Annotated in this window: 15 protein-coding genes; 2 read left to right on the forward strand and 13 right to left on the reverse strand. The window is 60.8% G+C overall.

Features of this window, described 5'->3' with window-relative positions; all coding sequences use genetic code 11:
- Nucleotides 1-424: 424 nt before the first annotated feature.
- The 9 genes from ACVCNR_RS20965 to ACVCNR_RS21005 form a co-directional block, all read right to left on the reverse strand.
- Nucleotides 425-1402, reverse strand: a complete 978-nt coding sequence (locus ACVCNR_RS20965; protein WP_447076333.1) for a helix-turn-helix domain-containing protein — start codon at nt 1400-1402, stop codon at nt 425-427.
- 466 nt (nt 1403-1868) lie between these two features.
- Nucleotides 1869-3311: a metal-dependent hydrolase family protein gene (locus ACVCNR_RS20970; RefSeq protein WP_447076334.1), complete on the reverse strand. Its 1443-nt coding sequence runs from the start codon at nt 3309-3311 to the stop codon at nt 1869-1871.
- 156 nt (nt 3312-3467) lie between these two features.
- Nucleotides 3468-3797: a hypothetical protein gene (locus ACVCNR_RS20975; protein ID WP_447076335.1), complete on the reverse strand. Its 330-nt coding sequence runs from the start codon at nt 3795-3797 to the stop codon at nt 3468-3470.
- 29 nt (nt 3798-3826) lie between these two features.
- Nucleotides 3827-4459, reverse strand: a complete 633-nt coding sequence (locus ACVCNR_RS20980; protein WP_447076677.1) for a L,D-transpeptidase — start codon at nt 4457-4459, stop codon at nt 3827-3829.
- A gap of 92 nt (nt 4460-4551) precedes the next feature.
- Nucleotides 4552-5505 (reverse strand): ABC transporter substrate-binding protein, encoded by a 954-nt coding sequence (locus tag ACVCNR_RS20985; protein WP_447076336.1) that lies wholly within the window; start codon nt 5503-5505, stop codon nt 4552-4554.
- 81 nt (nt 5506-5586) lie between these two features.
- A complete protein-coding gene (locus ACVCNR_RS20990) occupies nt 5587-6750 on the reverse strand; it encodes a M14 family metallopeptidase (RefSeq protein WP_447076678.1) in 1164 nt (387 codons plus the stop codon).
- A gap of 81 nt (nt 6751-6831) precedes the next feature.
- A complete protein-coding gene (locus ACVCNR_RS20995) occupies nt 6832-8670 on the reverse strand; it encodes an SLC13 family permease (protein WP_447076337.1) in 1839 nt (612 codons plus the stop codon).
- Nucleotides 8671-8827: 157 nt separating this feature from the next.
- Nucleotides 8828-10039 carry a M20/M25/M40 family metallo-hydrolase gene (locus tag ACVCNR_RS21000; protein WP_447076338.1) on the reverse strand — a complete coding sequence of 404 codons (1212 nt, stop codon included), beginning with the start codon at nt 10037-10039 and terminating at the stop codon, nt 8828-8830.
- A gap of 45 nt (nt 10040-10084) precedes the next feature.
- A complete protein-coding gene (locus ACVCNR_RS21005; RefSeq protein ID WP_447076339.1) occupies nt 10085-11635 on the reverse strand; it encodes an AbgT family transporter in 1551 nt (516 codons plus the stop codon).
- Between the two features lie 614 nt (nt 11636-12249).
- On the opposite strand from ACVCNR_RS21005, the gene ACVCNR_RS21010 reads away from it, so the two are divergent.
- Together ACVCNR_RS21010 and ACVCNR_RS21015 are read left to right on the forward strand one after the other, a co-directional pair.
- Nucleotides 12250-14055, forward strand: coding sequence for an SLC13 family permease (locus tag ACVCNR_RS21010; RefSeq protein ID WP_447076340.1), 1806 nt, complete (start codon nt 12250-12252; stop codon nt 14053-14055).
- A 194-nt stretch (nt 14056-14249) separates the two neighbouring features.
- Entirely contained in the window at nt 14250-15287 is a 1038-nt protein-coding gene (locus tag ACVCNR_RS21015; protein WP_447076341.1) for an AI-2E family transporter, read from the forward strand.
- 47 nt (nt 15288-15334) lie between these two features.
- On the opposite strand, the gene ACVCNR_RS21020 is transcribed toward ACVCNR_RS21015, so the two are convergent.
- From ACVCNR_RS21020 to ACVCNR_RS21035, 4 genes are all read right to left on the reverse strand, one after another.
- Nucleotides 15335-15679 carry a hypothetical protein gene (locus tag ACVCNR_RS21020; RefSeq protein WP_447076342.1) on the reverse strand — a complete coding sequence of 115 codons (345 nt, stop codon included), beginning with the start codon at nt 15677-15679 and terminating at the stop codon, nt 15335-15337.
- A gap of 49 nt (nt 15680-15728) precedes the next feature.
- Nucleotides 15729-16229 carry a DUF1269 domain-containing protein gene (locus ACVCNR_RS21025; protein ID WP_447076343.1) on the reverse strand — a complete coding sequence of 167 codons (501 nt, stop codon included), beginning with the start codon at nt 16227-16229 and terminating at the stop codon, nt 15729-15731.
- 708 nt (nt 16230-16937) lie between these two features.
- Entirely contained in the window at nt 16938-17282 is a 345-nt protein-coding gene (locus tag ACVCNR_RS21030) for a DMT family transporter (protein WP_354198804.1), read from the reverse strand.
- On the reverse strand, nt 17279-17950 hold the full coding sequence (locus ACVCNR_RS21035) for an FMN-dependent NADH-azoreductase (protein ID WP_447076679.1): 672 nt from the start codon (nt 17948-17950) through the stop codon (nt 17279-17281). Before ACVCNR_RS21035 ends, ACVCNR_RS21030 begins: the two co-directional genes overlap by 4 nt.
- Nucleotides 17951-17995: the final 45 nt, after the last annotated feature.

Consider the following 17995-nt stretch of genomic DNA (forward strand, 5'->3'; position numbering starts at 1 on the left):
TTCGTTCCGGCTCCATCCCGGCTCCGGCCGCCGGCTTCGAGTTTCCGATGGTCTGGATGATGGCGATAGAGCCGCTCCCGGCGCAGGGGCAGACTGGCATGACGGTCGCGGCTAAAGGTCGTTTGAGCACCATTGCCCTCCCCGCATTTCCGTTCGAACTCCGACTGCCGCGCGTTGACGACAGCAACGAGGCCGTACGATCAGAATCTCCTAAGAGCGAGCCGATCTCTATCCACTTTCCGACAGGGTGAAACGGGTGTCGGGAAACCTCCCCCATCGGCGCCGAACCCGCTGGAGAACAGACCTGAAGTGCCGGCCGTGGAAGCGATGAAGCGTCGACGCATCCTGTCGCGCGCTTCCTGCGGATCGCGGCGCAGGCGGTGCGTATCGGCCTGTTCATTCATCCCTCCCTCAACGAGGTCTTTCAGTCTTTCGGCACCCCCCAAATGCGCCGCCGTGTCTCGCTGGGCGAGCACCCGAAGAGCGCCGTATAGGCCCCGGCGAAACGGCCCAGATGCCAGAAGCTAAAGCTCATGGCGATATCGGTGGTCGAGAGGCGATCACCCTTTGTCAGGATCAGGCCGTGCGCAGCCCGTAACCGCCGCTCCCGCTCATAGGCGCGAGGGCTGACTCCCAGATGTTCCCGAAAGGCGCGCTCCAACGTCCGCTCGCCGATGCCCAGCACCCCGCAGATGGCGCAGATCGAAACCGGACCATGCGGGCTGGCCTCGAGAATAGCGAGAGTGGCATCGACGATTTTGCGCCGTACGCCGGAACCGGGACTGCGGGCAGACGGCTCCTCCGTGCAGGAGAGCACTCGCGCGAGCGCGGCGCCCGCCTCGCTCGCCGCGACTGCCAGGCCGGCGCTGAGGTCGTAGCCACGCCGCGCGGCAGCTTCCGCGAACCCGACGGCCCGCAACAGTTTCTGCTGAAGCTCAAGTTCGGTTTTGGGGGCAAAGCACTGCTCGTGAACCCCAGGCATCAGCCAATCTCGTTGACCCGGGTGTGCAGCAGACGCGGCACGCAACAAATCGAGCGCGGAACCCCGCAGGCCGATACGCATGAGGCGATAGTTGCCGGGCATCGCCAAATCGAATTTCGTTCCCGGGCCGAGAATCTGCAACCGCGGAATTTCGCTCTGGTGGCCGTTAAAGGTAGCGCCTTCGCCCCAAAAGAACACTGCCGTCAACGCATCGTCATTGATCGCCCCGGACATGGCGATGCCGCCTGCGTCCCACAAGTCGAGGACAAACGCGTCACTGTAGTCGATGGTCGCCAGGCGTGATGAATGATGCTGCGCACCGATCTGCCGGATATGGAATTCCGCATCGGGATCGGACTCGCGGCTGCGGGCCACGACGGAGTGGTATTTGCGCGCGTACCAGTTCGGCGCCTCCAGCATTCATGGCCTCCACAACCTGGGGTCCGACCTCGGAGTCACCTCACGCAGTCGCTTCTCTCCAACCAAGCCTTTGGCTGCTACGCCATTTGTTGAGCGAGCATTCTTCCGTATTCACGACGGCCCTGTCCTATCGGCGCCACTATAGTGCAGCAGACAACTGCACGACAAGCCGATTTCTTGCCAATGAAACGTACCCTCAACTTCCTCTCATATCGAAATCAATTCAATATTATCTCAATTATTCATAATTTTCTTAAAGTGCTTCAAGAAATCAAAACCTGTACAGAACGTTAATTTCCTGCATGTCCAAATGAAACCGGCGGCCACGTACGCGAACACTCTTCCGGGCCGCCGGAAAATCTGACTCGGGACACATTCCTGCAAGAGAGCTCGAGCTTGTTGGACAGTAGCGGCAGCATTACCCCACCGCCGCTCCCACCGATCTGCGGGATCGTTGGCCATGTGCTCACAGCGCGTTCTTATGAACCCTCCCGTCTTTCATGATGACGGCCAGGCTCGTTTCAGGCTCTTCGATCAGGCGAATGTTATCGAGGGGATTGCCGTTCAGGACCAGCAAGTCTGCAAATGCTCCTGCCTCGATCACGCCCAGCTTGCCCTCATACGGCGTTCGCAGATTGGAAAGGGCAAGCAGTTCCGCATTGACAGACGTCGCTATGCGCAGGATTTCGGCATTCGTATACCAGCGGCTGAGATGGGTCAGCATGATGTTCTGGCGCGGCGTCAGTTCGGGTGAGAACAGCACATCGGAGCCCCAGGCCGTCTTGATGCCGTACTTCTTGACGAATTCGTAGACTCTTGGTGTGCCGACGAAGAGCTGCTGCGCACGCTCGACACCTGGCCCGGTCTGCGAAGCCGCATCCTCCATTGTCAGGAAAGGCTGCATGCTGAGCCAGACGCCCTTGTCTGCGATCATCCTTGCTGTCTCTTCGTCCATCAGATGTGCGTGCTCGACGCAGGTGACACCGGCTACGAGGGCTCGCTGCACGGTGTTGGAGGCGTAGGCATGGACGGTGACGTAAGTGTTCCAGTCTCGCGCCACATTGACCGCCGTGCGAAGCTCATCTTCGCTGAAGGTGGTCATGTCGAGAGGACTACGTGGAGACGACACGCCGCCGCCCGCCATAACCTTGATCTGCGAGGCACCCTGCAGCAATTGCTCCCGTATACGAAGTTGCAGGGCACCGGCATCGTCGACAATCGCCGCGCCGCCCAACAGTTCGCCGTGGCTGAGTTGGTCACCATTGCGCGGAATCTCCGATGGCATGCGAAGGTCGCCGTGTCCGCCCGACGTCGTGATCATGGCGCCCGATGGAAAGATGCGTGGCCCCGGTATGATGCCGCTGTCAATCGCCTGCTTGAACGAGAAGACAGGACCGCCCAGATCGCGCACGGTGGTGAAGCCACGCATCAGTGTGCGTTCGGCCTCCGCGGTGGATGTCGCAAAGATGATGCCGGGATCGCCCGCCATAAGAACGGGCAATGGAACTGCGGCGAACACCGCATGCCAATGCGCATCGATCAGGCCCGGCATGAGGACACGATCTTCGCAATCTATCACGGTCGCATCAGCGGGTGGAGCGCTGTTCGTCGTATCGATCGACGCGATCCGGTTGCCTTCGACCAGGATCTGGACGTTTGGCTGGAGCGCGTCCGACTTGCCGTCGAAGAGCCTGGCACGGGTGAACAGAACCTTCGCATCAACTTCCGCTGTCTGGGCGAAAGACGCCACGGGCGTTGCTGCGGCGATCGCCGCCGCACCTGCGCCCCTGAGAAACGATCTTCGCGAAAATTCATCCAGGCGTCTCGACGCATGCAGAAGCATCGGACTTGAACAGCCACAACCAACGCCGTGAACCAGGTGTTGATACTTCATGCCCAATCGAAACATGGGAAATCCTCCTAATTCATATGACTAAGTTGTCACCGCACTCTAGTCAGAAACGAATCAGTTCTTGGAATCAGAGCAGCCGAAGCGAAATGCCGTTCTCAACATTTGGGTGAAGCGAGCTATCATCACAAGCCGCCGCGAAACATCCAATATATCTTACGCGGCATTGACAGAACTAACCATTCCCTGATCATCCACGATACAGTTCATTGTCGTACCACTTGCGTTGAGTTGCACCTGATAGGTTCTTGCGTCGAGTTTGCGGGAACTTGTCGGCAACACGGTAGCACTGTCGACGCCTCGCGATTGCGCCGCCGCATTGGCGCAGATCAGTTGGAGGTCGGCTGGCGCGGTCTCGACGGCCGTTCTCGTCATCTGGTCCGGCGTCGGGCTGCTCTGACACGCGGCAAGGACGGCAGAAAGAACCAAAGTTGCGGGTAAGAGCGCGCGTCCGGCGCCGGATTGTCTGTCGGTTGCGTTGTTCATCCTGATTTCCCCTCTGCACTCGGCTGAACCTATACGCCCTTGTAAAGGGCTGCCCCTTGCATGAGCACGATCACCTTCGCGCCGACCTGCACGCGCGAGTGCAGGTCGATGATGTCGTCGTTGACCATGCGAATGCAACCAGACGACACGTCAAGGCCCATCGTCCATGGCTCGGGCGTGCCGTGGATGCGGTAGATCGTGTCCTGATTGCCCTCGTAGAGGTAGAGCGCTCGCGCTCCAAGCGGATTGTCCGGCCCGCCCGGCTGGCCTCCGGCCCATTTCGCGGCGTTCGGGTCACGAGCTACCATCTCGGCCGGCGGCGTCCATGTCGGCCATTCTGCCGTGCGGCCGACGCGCACGATGCCCGCCCAGCCGAAGCCCTCCCGTCCTACCCCAATGCCGTAGCGGATCGCCTGCTGGCCCGGCTGGACGAGATAGAGAAAATGCTGGTTGCCATCGATAATGATGGTGCCTGGCTTCTCCGCGGTACGGAACTTGACAACCTGCATCCGGAAGGGTTCCGGCACCTGCTTGTGCTGGCGGTAGTAACGATAGGCCGCCGTCCGGTCGTAGTTGCTCCAGGTTCGCGTCTGTGGATTGTAAACCTGCGTCCCGGCAGCGAGGGCGATGGTGGAAAACCCGACGCCGACAGCAATCATCATCGCCTTCCGCGCAGGCTGGATACGTCCGAGGCGCTGTGAGCATCTTATCGAAGCGAAAGCCGTCTTCATCTTCTCCAGTCCCTCGCTCATCATCATCTGGCCCATCCCTTGACGCGACCCTCGTGCCCGGCCACCCATTGTTCGGCGAACTCGTACGGGTCCTGCCGTTCGACCTGAAGCGCATAGCTCATTTCCGTCGCCTCTTCCGGCGTGAAGTCGACGCGATCAAGAAACCGGGCGACTTCCGGATGTCGCTCTCGCAGCGATGTCGCATATGCGATATGGTACCGGGCTGCGTCCCAGCCGACCGCCGCGCTCGATTTCTGCTCCCACAAAGGATCTTCCGAGGGTAGCACGATGCTCCACTTGGCCGGATCGTAGGGCGGCTCCGTCAGCCGCACTATGTCGTGCAGCTTGAACACCGCGTGTGGCGCATAGCAGCCGAAGATGATCGGCCGGCCCGTCGCTTCAGCGGCATCCACGGCAGCCATTCCTACATCCTCCGGCATTTCGAGAAGCGTTATGGTCTTGCCGTAGCCGTAGCTGTTGGCGCGGATGCGCTCGATGGCGGTCGAAGACCAAGCCGGCGCGCCGATCCACATCTCGCCCTTGCCGTCGCCGTCCGTGTCGAAGATCGCCGTTTTTTTCGGATCGTTGAGGTCCGAAATGTCCTTGATGCCATTCTCCTGGGCGGCCCGCGTCTCGCAGATGCCCTGCCACGCAGCTACGCCGATCGGGCTGAGCGCAACCGTGCCGGCATCTTTCACATATTTCTCCACGAGATTGTCCAGGTTCGGCAGCCAGACCTCCGGATGTATATCGACAGCACCGGACTCGAGCCCTGCGAAGGCTATCAGCGTGCCCATCTCCACTGCGTCGGCCTCGATGTTGAACTCCTTCTTCAGAGCCACCTTGATGATATTCGCGCCCGCCTGACCCGAGAACCAGTTCGGCATTGCAATGACCAGATCGGCTGCACCCGCGGTGGGAGCGGCAAGGAAGACCGCAGCAGCCGCTGTCATGGTCAGTTTCGCCAAGTCTCTCATTCCCTGTTCCTTTTCACGCGGTTGTCTTGGAACTCGTTTGCCCGACCCCTTTGCTGCAATTGTTCAGCGAAGGGCTGTGCATCATTCCGGATACTGTTCAGCCCCAGTCGGTACCGGCGGGTTGAACAGAATGAAGATGATCGCATTGCCGGGCTCTGAAGTCGCGTCGCTTCGGAGGCCTCCGATTTCGCCATCGACCGGACTTGTGTATTCGGCGACGACCTCACCGAACATATTGCGCTGGATCGCTATTTTTTGGCCGGTGGTGACCTTCTCGGCCAATTTCACGAGATGTTCGACAATGCCTCCTTCGGTCGCCAGAATCGGCAGAAGGCCGGTGGCCACGAATATATTCGTATCCTTTCCGGTGCGTCCCATCGGGCCTTCGATGATGCCGTGCAACTTGAGCACATTTATCGTGCCTTCCACGAAGAGAGATATCATCGGCAAATCGAGACTCCGGGCGTTGCCGAGTTCGGGCGTGAAGGCCGGGATGCCCACCTTGTCGAGGGCGTCGGTAAGAAGACCGGGATAACCGGCGTTGTCGAAGATCTGATCGATCGGGAAGAGTTCCGCCATCGCTTTGACTTCCGGCACGTCCATCTTCGCCAGATGAAACGCCGTGACATCGATGCCGGTAGCTCCGGTATGAAAATCAAGGACATAGTCTGAGTTCGGACGGATCAGCCGATTGAACAGAAGACCGGCATGACGCGCCGGCGCGCCCGGCGCGCTCTCGTCGCCCGGCCAGACACGATTGAGGTCAACCAAGTCCGCACCGCGACCGGAATTCGGCCAGCGCCGGGCCATATTCTCGATGGCTGGGCAGGACACGTCGAAGACAGCCATGACGGTGCCGCTCATCGCGGCCGGGTCGAGCTCGTTGACGATGGTCTGGACGGCGTGGATGGAACTCATCTCGTCGCCGTGGACACCGCTCACGAGTGTAACGCGCTTGCCCGGGTTCGCCCCTCGCAGTACGGCCACCGACACCAGCCATGGCTGGCCCGTGGGCCCTTCGACACCGCGGAAGTAGAGGCGATGAAGCCTCCCCGGCTCAAGGTCGGCAACATCAAGCGTGCTGACGACCTGCTTTCCGTCGGCAACATCGCCTGTGTAGACGGTCCCTCCCGACACATTGGATGCCGCGGTTTGTGCCGCAGCATGATCTGCAGCGAGAACAACCGATGCAGCGGCACCGCCGATGGTCGCGAGCATGAAATCACGACGATCGAGGCCTGGCATATTTTCCATGACATCCTCCTTTCTTAAGAAAAATTCGGACCCCGTGCGGGCTGCCTGGTCGCCAGTCTCGGCCAAGACATCTCAAAAGCTCCATATCAACGGTACGATGAATACCGAGACGACGAAGAACCAGATCAGCAGTGGCAGTCCCAGCTTCCAGTAGTCGCTGAACGCATAGCCGCCAGGCCCCATGACCATCAGATTCGTCGGCGTCGCGATCGGTGTCAGGAACGCCGCCGCCGCTGCCACCGCCGTGCTCATGAGGACTGGGCGAGGCGATATGCCCATGCTTGTGGCGGCGGCGACACCGATCGGGATGATGATCAGCGCGGTCGCGGTGTTACTAATGAGTTGTCCCATGATAGCGGTCAGGACGAAAAGGCCTGCGAGCAGGGCAAAGGGTCCGGCATCGCCGACGAACCCGACGAGGTGTTCGGCCATCAGCTGGGCGGCTCCGGTTTCCACCATCGCGGTTGAAAGGGGCATCATGGCTCCGACGAGGATCACCGTCGTCCAGCCAATCGCGCGATAGGATTGCTCCACGGTCATGATTCCCGACAGAATGATCGCGCCGGCCGCCAGCAGTCCCGCGACGGCGGGCGGGACGATTCCCGTCGCGAGCATCAGCACCATGGCGAGCAGGATCGCAACCGCCTGCTTGGCGCCGGGGCCCATCGGCACGGCCTGGCGACGAACCAGTTCGGGAGAACTGACGACCAGCACGTCAGGGTCGTCAAGGCGGACGTCGAGCGCCTTCCAGGTCCCCTGCAAAAGCATCGTGTCGCCAGCCTGCAGGGCAATGCCGCGGGCATCGCCTTTGACTGTCGACGATGCGACCTCCGTGCCCGCACGCTGCACCGCCAGGATGATCAAGTCACCGCTCTCGGTGACCATACCGGGAAAAACGCTCTGGCCGATGAGGCCGGAGCGCGGCGGAATGACCACCTCGGCGAGGCCCGACTGGCGATTGAACAGCGTCTCCTCACCCTGGCCGGCGTCCGCCTCGCCCTCCCTGAAGGAAAGGTGCATTTCGGCCGCAAAACTCGCCACGGTCTCAGGATCGCCACGGATCAACAGGTGATCCCCCTCGGCCACGAGCGGCCGGCGAAGCGGTTCGGCCGATTCACCTTGCTGGACGGCAACCAGCTGGAGGCTGGCATATGCGGCGAGATCGATCGTCGACGGCGTTGCATCGACATATGCCGAACTGGCGCGCACACGCATCCGATAGACCCCGGTGGCGAGGCCATATTGCTCGACCAGCGTTTTTGCATGGCGGCTGAAGTCCGCGGGCATGGTCGCGCCGTTGCGTTCGGGCAGCAACCGCTGGCCGAACATCAGGATGATCGCCATGGTGCCGATGAGAAGCGGGACACCCACAAGGGCGAACTCGAAAAATCCGAAATCACCGACGCCTGCATCCGCGCTTGCCTCGGAAACAATGACATTAACCGGCGTCCCTGTCAGGGCCAGCATGGAACCTGCATGGGCCGAGAAGACAAGCGGCATCAGGAGCTGCGAGGAGTTTCGTTTAAGCCGGACCGCGATGACGACAACAACCGGCAGCAAGGCGGCGACGGCGCCATTGACGCTGATCAGAGCCGTCAGGAGCGCGACGAGGCCCATCATGAGGAGCAGAAGACGGGTCCGGCTTTCTTCGCCCGCGCCGCGGATCAGAAGCTGACCGGTCCAGGCGGTCACACCGGTTATCTCGAGCCCGGAGCTGACGACGAAGAGCGATGCGATGAAGATGACCGCGGGATCTCCGAAGCCTGCCAAAGCCTGGTTGAGCGTCAGGATACCGGTGGCCCACAGCGCCAGCCCCGTCGCCATGGCCACCACGACGACCGGCAGCTTGTTCGAGACGAACAGCACGATAGCAAGAGCGATGATCGCTGCGATGTAGGCTATGGGGCTCAATCGTCAGTTCCTTGCTCGATCTTGCTCTGTCGTTTGCGCTTTTTCGGCTCTACAGCCCCTGTCGCCGCCAGGCATTGCAAGGGCATGTGGTCAGGAGACTATCAGGCCGGCCCCAAGCACCGGGCATCCGCTGCCACGCGAGACGGCGGCTGTCCCACTATCCCTCCATGGTCGCCATGAGCAGGCCCAGGCGGCAGCCTTTCTCGTACTCGGTCAGGTTCACATATTCGTTGATCGTGTGGATCCGGGCCTGGCCTGCACCGATGGTAATGGTGGGGATTCCATGTTTGTCGAGCCAGTTGGCATCGAGCCCGCCGTTGGAGAACAGGTAGGTCGGCTCAATGCCGAGTATTTTCAGCGCTTCGGTGGCCCGCTTCACCACCGGCGTGTCCTTGCCCAGTTCGAAGGGAGGATAGGCCGGCTGCCGGCGGAAGGTCACGTCGGCGGTTCCTCCCTCGTGATCCTTCACCTCGGACCTGGCCCGGGCGAACGCTTCCTCGTAGCCATTGACGATCTTAGTGGCGAAGGTCAGTTCGGGGCTGCGCGCCTCGCCCTTGATGTAGGTATAGTCGGTGACGACATTGGTCGCATCGCCGGACGGCTTGCCATCCTTGCCGCCGAAGATGCCGACATTGCTTGTTCCGTGACCATCCGGCTTGACGACCTTGCCGAACCAGCCGGCATTGCGGGCCTCGGCCAGCGCGATGGCTCCCACCAGCGTCGATGAGATACCCTCGTCCGGAGCGACGCCGGCGTGGGACGCCTTGCCCTTGATCTCCACCTCCCAGTTCTCCTGCCCCACCGCTCCGATGATCAGTTCGGAAGCGAGCTGGCCGTCGACGTTGATGCACATGACCGGGTCTTTGAGATCTGCGGGATTGAGTTCGCGTGCACCGTGCAGACCGCTTTCCTCACGCACGGTAAAAAGCAATGTGACCGGCGGATGCGGAAGCTGGTTCTTGAGCAGCGTTTCGGCAACCACGATAAGCAGAGCCACGCCCGTCCGTGCGTCGCCGCCCAGCGCCGTCGTGCCGTCGGAGACGATCCGGTCTCCCTCGCGCCGGGGCTTCGCCCCGGCACAGAGCGGCACCGTGTCGAGATGGGTCGAGAACAACAGGCGCGGTCCCGGCCGTGTGCCGGGCAGGTCCACAATCAGATTGCCGGTTTCGGTCGGCAGCGGGATACGCTTGTTGGCATCGTCGAAGCGGATGGCCGAGGCCGGCACGCCAGCCTTCTTCAGAGCCTCGCTGACGGCTGCCGCAATATTGGCTTCCTGGCCGGTAATGCCCTCCACCGAGAGCACATTCATCAAATGATCGATCGCAACCTCGACGTCGAGGGGAACGGAAGTATTGGTCATGGTATCCATCCGATCATTCTTGAGCTGTTTGAGGTAAGGGTGCGCGATCAGCCGTCATATGCCCCAAGGCAGGCCCAGGATTTGCCAGATCGCGAAAAGTGCGGTCCACAGCACAAACAGCCACACGACATAGGGCAGCATCAGCGATACGATCGTGCCGACGCCCGCTCCCTTGTCGTATTTCTGCGCGAAGCCGACCACCAGGGCGAAATAGGCATTGAGCGGGGTGATCGCATTCATCGGCGAATCGCCGACGCGATAAGCCGCCAGAACCGCTTCCGGCTCGACACCGAGTTGCATGAGCAGCGGCACGAAGACGGGGGCGAAAATCGCCCATTTCGCGATCGCCCCGGTCAGCAGCAGATCGATGATCGCGACGACGACGATGAAGCCGAGCAGCAGGGGAAGCGCGCCGATGTTGGCGGCCTGCAGGACGCCGGACAGGCTGAGCGCCATGACCGTGCCGATGTTGGTATAGGTGAAGTAGGCGACGAACTGGCTCAGAATGAAGAACAGGAAGATGGTGCCGCCCATGCTCTTGATCGACTTCTCGATCGCGCCCACCACCTCCGTCAAGGTCCGCAGCGTGCCGGCGCCGATGCCATACGCCCAGCCGGTAACCAGGAACATGAGCACTATCAGACCAATGAGGCCGTTCATGAACGGCGAGTCGCCTATCAACTCGCCGGTCCCCGGATTGCGCAGCGGTCCCCAACTCGGAATCGTCAAGAGGCAGAAGACCACGATCAGTCCGAGCAGCCCGACACCGGCGAAGCGCAACCCTCGCGATTCCTGCTCTCCCAGCATCGTGCTCTGGTCGGTCGTGGTGCCCTCGGCAGCATCCTGCGGTCTGTAGGCCCCCAGGCGCGGTTCGATCATTCGATCCGAGATGAAGGCGATGATGACGGTCAGAAACGCGACGGATGCGATCGAGAACCAGATATTCGACGCCAGCCCGATCGACGTGTTGGGATCAACGAGGTGGGCGGCGTCATTGGTGAACTCGACAAGCACCGTGTCGAGCGGCTTGATCAGCATGTTGACCGTGAAGGCGCCGGCCACCGCCGCGAAACCCAGCGCAAGGCCGGCAAGCGGGTGGCGCCCGACTGCAAGATAGGCGATGCCGGCAAGCGGGATCAGCACGAGATAACCCGCATCCGCCGCAACGCTGGCCAGGATGCCGACGAATGCCAGAATATAGGTGAGCGCCCACCGCGGCGACACGATGACGAGCTTGTGGATCAGTGCTGTGACCAGGCCCGACTCCTCGGCAACGCCAGCGCCGATCATGGCGGCGATCATCAGGCCCACCGCGGTGAAGGCCATGAAGTTGGGTACCAGCGACACATAGATGAAGCGAATGCCGTCTGCGTTCAGCAGACTGCGTATCTCCGTGGTCGCCGTTTCGATCTCATGCGTGTCGGCGTTGATACGCTCGAAGGTGACCGCTGCTCCAAAAAGGCTCAGCAGCGCGGACAGGGCAATGACGATTGCGATGAGGATAAGAAAGATGACGACCGGATGAGGAACCATGTTCCCGACTTTCTCGACACCGTCGAGAAACCGTTGCATCGTCGTTTTTGGAGCCGTACCGGCCTTTGACATCCCTCAATCTTCCCCTCTGCCGGAATGCGTGGCCGCGATACCCAATACCGCCAGTCCACCCGACAATGACACTGGGAGATTAGGCCAGCATGTCGAGAAGTCATGAGCCCAGAATCCAGAACCTAGGCCTGCCGTCCCGAAGTTGGAGCTCGAACGCGCTTCCTGGAATGTCTCCCCTGATCGAAAAAGGGAAGCCCTGCGGCACCGTCGTGGACGGTCTTGAAGCGCTTCGACCTGCCCGCGGATCAAAGTCCGGGGCAAGGGATGTCCGGCGGATGGGCCACTCCGGAGATAGCACCGGCCGTGCCTGAACACGCGTAAAAAATGGGATGAGTGGTGCAGAGTTGGGATTCTAAGCTCATCCGTGTCGCCCGGACAGTTGTTAGCGTCGAGAGATTGCCACGTTGGGGGGCAGCCGTTTCTCGCGCGCCTTAACCCTCCTGTCTTCTTCGGGACCGAGGGAAGAAAGCGGAAGCGATGGACTCGAGCGGCTTGCGACAAACACCGGATCCGAAGGAGTACAGTTCGCGCGCTCGTTCCGCATCGGTTGCAACGTGCACCAGGCACAGTAGAGCTGCCTCGCAGATGTCTTCGGCCAATCCAAAGGGCAAACCGTGACGCAGATCGAGAGCACAGGCCTCATCATAGCTGCAACAATAGCCCTGTTCGCCTGGAACAGGCTCCCCGTGGTGGCCGTTGCCATCGCCGCGGCGCTCTCGCTCTGGGCAATGGGTCTAGTCACGCTGGAGCAGGCGCTCGGGGGCTTCGGCGATGGGGCAGTGCTGTTCATCGCCAGCCTGTTCATCGTCAGCGCGGCGCTGGACAAGACCGGAGTGACGGCCTGGGCCGGACAGTTCCTCATCGCAAAGGCCGGCAAGAACAACCAATCGCGGCTGCTGGCCATCGTCATGGCCGCAGTCGGCTGCCTCGCGGCTTTGATCAGCGGCGGTGGGGCCGTCGCTGCCTTGATGCCGGTGGTTGTGATGGCATCGATCCAGTTGCGTCAGTCACCTGCGCAGCTACTCATGCCGCTCGCCTTCGCAGCCCATGCTGGAGCCAATATGCTGCTGACCGGCGCACCCAAGAACATCCTCGTCTCGGAAGCGCTGGAGGACGCGGGGCTCGAAGGCTTTGCCTTCGCGGAGTTCGCCTATGTCGGCGTGCCGTTGCTCGCCGGAACGATGCTGATAATCCTGCTCTTCGGCAAGAGGTTGTTGCCGCAAAGGACCAGCGCGAGGTTACCGGCCGATTTCAGCCGGCATGCGGAGACGCTCGTTGAACACTATGGCCTGCGCGACGGCGTATTCCGCATGCGCGTGCGCGAGAGTTCACCCTTCGTCGGCGCGGCGCCCACCAATCTCGAGGTTGGCGATCCCGCGCGGCTGCAGATCATGGCCGTGCAAGCCGGGGGCTCGGGATTGCCCCTGAGGGAGCCGGCGCTCGTCTCACAGGGCGACTACCTGCTGGTTCGCGGCGAGGCCCAGGCGGCAGCGGAGCTAGCAGCAGAAAAGCACCTGGCCCTGCGTGAGGAGGCGGCAGGAACGGCGATGTTCAACCACCGCTCGGGCCTGGCCGAGGTCATCATTCCGCCGCGCTCGGCCCTGATCGGCCGGGCGATGCATCCAGGGATGGCAACCGATAGCGGCGACCTGATCGTCCTGGCCGTGCAGCGGGCCGGCGTCGATCTCAACCTCAGGGACCCGCGACTGAAGGCTGGAGACACCATCTTGCTGGAAGGGAGCTGGGAGGCTCTCGACGTCAGGCTCAGGGACCCGGATGTGCTGGTCGTCAACTCGCCCGATCTCGTCAGGCGGCAGGCCGTGCCGATGGGCGCGGGGGCCGGCATGGCGGTAGCCGTCCTGGCCGGACTCGTCGTGCTGCTGGGGACGGGCATCGTACCGCCGGTCGTTGCCGGCCTGGTCTCGGCGGGCATCCTGATCGTTGCCGGCACCGTCACGGTCGAGGAATCCTACCGCGCCATCCACTGGACAACCGTGATCCTCGTTGGCGCAATGATGCCGATGTCGGTCGCAATGGTGCAATCGGGCGCAGCGCAATTCGTGGCCGATCATCTGGTGGCGATGACGGGCGCCGCGGGACCGATCGCTTTCCTGGCAGGACTGTTTGTACTTACCGCGAGCCTTGGACAGATCATGAGCAACACGGCGACCACCATGTTGGTCATCCCGGTCGCGATGGCCGCGGCCACCAGCATGGGCATCTCGCCTCGTCCTATACTCATGAGCCTGTGTATCGCAGGCTCCGCCTCTTTCCTGACACCGATTGCGACCACGACCAACCTGATGGTGATGGGACCGGGTGGATATGCTTTCGGCGACTACTGGAAACTCGGCCTGCCACTGATGATCTGGTTCTTCTTCATGGCCGTGTTCTACGTGCCGCTGGTCTGGCGGTTCTGAAAGAAAGGAAGCCTGCAAGGTGCGTATATCAAGACTGAAAACCAAACGGATAGAGCTGAGTTTTCCATTAGTGAGACACTGGCCGCGTCGCGGCAGGAATATGCGTGCATCCCTGGCCTTATTGGCTGATTGCGCTGCATGGTGCTAGACATACCTCCAATTCCATTATTGCCGATGGGGAACTGGAAAATATCATGACGGAGCGAGCGCTTGTCGTGGCAATCTCCATCTTGGTGATTATTGCCGTAGTGTCGGCGCTCCAGATAGCGGCAGCGGTTTTCGCGCCGGTTGCTGGTGCGCTGTTCATTCTGGCGCTCGTCTGGCCTCTCCAGCGCAATTTGCAACGCTATTTACCAAAACTTCTCGCCCTGGCACTTGTGGTCTGCTTCATCGTTCTCGTGTTTTTCGTGGTCGCATCGATCACCACGTGGGGCTTCGGGCGCATCGGCCGCTCAATCGTATCCGACAGCGCACGCTTCCAGGTGCTTTACAATCAGCTTGCAGAGTGGCTGGAAGGTCATGGCATCGTGGTGGCCGGCATGTGGGCCGAGCATTTCAACATTGGATGGCTCGTGCGGATTTTGCAGGGCGTAACCGCACGGCTGAACATCATGATCTCGTTCTGGATCGTTGTCGTCGTCTACGTGCTCCTGGGCCTTCTCGACACCGAAACCGTCGCCCGCAACGCTCGGGCCGCGCTCAGCCCAAGGGCTGCGAGCATATTGATCGATGGCAGTAAGCAGACGGCGGCCAAACTTCGGCACTACATGCTGGTCAGAACGCTGATGAGCCTTGCGACGGGTTCGATGGTGTGGGCGCTTTCAGCCGCGTTCGGCCTTCGCTTTGCGGCCGAATGGGGCATTCTCGCCTTCACGCTGAACTACATACCGTTCATGGGTCCCTTCATTGCAACGCTTCTACCCTCGTTTTATGCTTTGGCGCAATTCGGATCGCCGCAAGCCGCCATGCTGATCTTTGCGGGCCTCAACATCATCCAGTTCGTCATCGGCAGCTATATAGAACCGCGCGTGGCAGGTCATGCATTGGCGATTACGCCCTTTGTCGTGTTGTTCTCGGTGTTCTTCTGGTCGTTCTTGTGGGGCCTGTTCGGTGCCTTCATAGGCGTTCCGATCACGATTGCGATTCTCACCTATTGTGCGCAATCACCATCGACGCTCTGGATCGCCCAGTTGCTGGGTTCGCCTGACGTGATCCGCCATGACTGGGCCTAGGGCGGCGTCACAACAGGCCCAGACAAATTTTCGCGGTCGCCCCTGTGTTATCGACGCGGGGAACCCGCGCGGCGCAGGAAGGCGACGAGACTGATCGAAATTACGCCTCCCAGCAGCCCGGCGACACCCGCGCCGACCAATACCGTAGGCGTAAGACCGCCAGTGCCGCGCGAAGCGGCGTCGATAACGTTCTCGACGTGGCCGACAAAGCGCCCCACCCCTGGAATCTGGGCGGCAAGCAGCGTCAGAACCACACCGCCAAGCATGCCGATGACAGCGATGGATCTCCACCCGAGATCGATCTCGCGCCAGAGCCGTGCCACGGCCATCGCCCCTGCGGTGCCGCAAATAATCTCGACCACGAGCAGAGTCGCGATTTCAGGACCGGACACGATGGGACCCGCTACGTACTTTGGGAGCGATCTGCCGGGCCGTCATGCACTATGCAGAGGCGGCCGACGCTTGCAGAAGTGCATCGCGCAGCACCTGCTCCTTGGTTTCATCCAGCGACGTCTTGAGTACCACACCGCCGAAACCCTGGATTTCCTTGAGCACCTTGTCGGCCGTCATTTCCTGGACAAGCACGAAAAGGGCGCCGTTGCCCGGTTCGATACTGGTCGACAAGTCCCGCATGAATGCATCGTTGATGCCGACATCCGTCAATGCGCCACCGAGCGCTCCGGATGTGGCGCCCAGCGCAAGTCCGACGAGCGGATTCAGGAAGAGAATGCCTATGAGCATTCCCCAGAAGCTACCGGATACCGCGCCCGTTGCAGTCGCATTGAAGAGCTGGTTCAGCTTGACTTTGCCCTCTTCGGTCTTGGTCGCTATCACAGCGTCGCCGAGTTTGATGATGTATTCCTTCTGCAGCTCAAGAAGGCGCTGGCGCACCTCTTCAGCCTTCGCTTCGTTCGGATAGACGATGACGATCAGGTCGGACATAGGAACTCCCAGGCTGAGGGGTACGAAACGATTGCATTCTACCCAACCGCGAAGCCGAAAGAATGAGCCGGGAATCCGGATACTGTGCCGTTCATCCCATTTTGGCAGACCAACTTGGTCGCTGGCTGCGCAAGCGCCCTGCCCTGCCATTCGCTCGAAAATTCGCGAAAGCTATCTCAACCAATCCCGAACGAATGACAGTTTCCCAAATAGAAGAACGCTGACAATGGTACGAGCGACCACTCATCTACGGATACGGCGCACATCCACTACTCGAGCGGTGCGCGAACTAACCGCAACCTCAAAACGGCTGTTGCCACGGCGCGTGTGATAGATGAAAAACCGTCCTCTGCAATCTACGCGCCGAACATCCCGAAACCCGCGATTGCGCAACAACCTTTGACCCTGGCTACACGTGATCGCCCTCCCGTTGTTGAGGTTGGTACCGACTGTTATGTTTACGGTCACGGCGTGAGCAGGCGCCGGTGCGGCCAGAGGCATCACAAGACCGATAGCGAGACCGATAGCGAGCGCATATATACGCATGTCATCCTCCGAGCACAGGAGCGGATTGGCAACATCAATTCACAGGCAACCGGATTGTCAAGGAATGGGCAATGCCTCCAGGAATCTTTGGGATGGCCAGCCAATGTTCTGGATTCTGAGTCTATCATACGTGTCGTAGTGGCATTGTCGTCAGTCATGGCTCTAACCGGCCACATCCCCGCCCGTTCCGAGATGCAGTCCAACGATTGCTATGACAATGATTGTCACATAGGCGATGCGTTGCGCGCCAAGCGGCTCGCCGAAGACCATGGTCCCGACCAAGACGGATCCAACGGCTCCAATGCCTGTCCAGACGGCGTATGCGATACCCAGCGGCAGTACGGAGAGCGCCTTGCTGAGCGACAGGACGAAGGCGGCAAGCAGCAGGAGCGAGAGAAGGCCCCAGCCCCAATTCGTCATGCCGTTGGACTTTTTGGTGGCGAGTGCCCAGAAAACGTCGAGTATGCTGGAAATGACGAGCAATATCCAACCGGTCGAGTAGGTCATGCCACTGCCCTCGCAAAGCGTTCGGCAAGGGTATCCAGCGCTTGGCCGGCGCGCTCGGCGGCCGCTTCTATGCTTTTCGGCCTGCCGATGGTCGGCCCCACGGCGACGATCTCGGCGTCGATCAGACCGATGAACTTGAGCGCTTGCCGGATATACGGCGACGCCAGATCCGGACGGCCCCACGATGGACCTTCGGAGAAATCTCCTGAACTGGCCAGGATCGCGACGACGGGTCGGGGACGCAGGAGAGGCGTATAGCCGGTCTTCGGATCAGAGGTGAAGCTCAGTCCCGGTTGGGTGATGAGGTCAATATAGTGCTTGAGCCGATAGGGAATGGAGAGGTTCCACATCGGGCTGGAAATCAGCACAATGTCGGAAGCATCCAGATCGCGAACGAGCGCCTCGATCTGCGCCCATGCCTGTGCCTCCTCGCGGGAGAAGCCCTGCCCGGAAAGCCGGGCGTATTTGGCGGCAAGCAATACGCCGTCGAATGACGGCAGATCAGCTTGCCACACGTCGAGTTCCGTCACCTGGACATCCGGGTCACGGTTCTGAAGCGCTGCGATGAAACGGTTGGCCGCCATGCTGGAATGGGAGCGTTCGCCGCGGGGTGAGGCCTTGATATGGAGCAGTGTCGTAATGTCAGCATCCTTTTTCGGTAAGCATATAGAATTGCGTTAGTGCGAATTCATATGCGATTATTGCGAACTGGA

The organism is Aquamicrobium terrae (assembly GCF_052978165.1).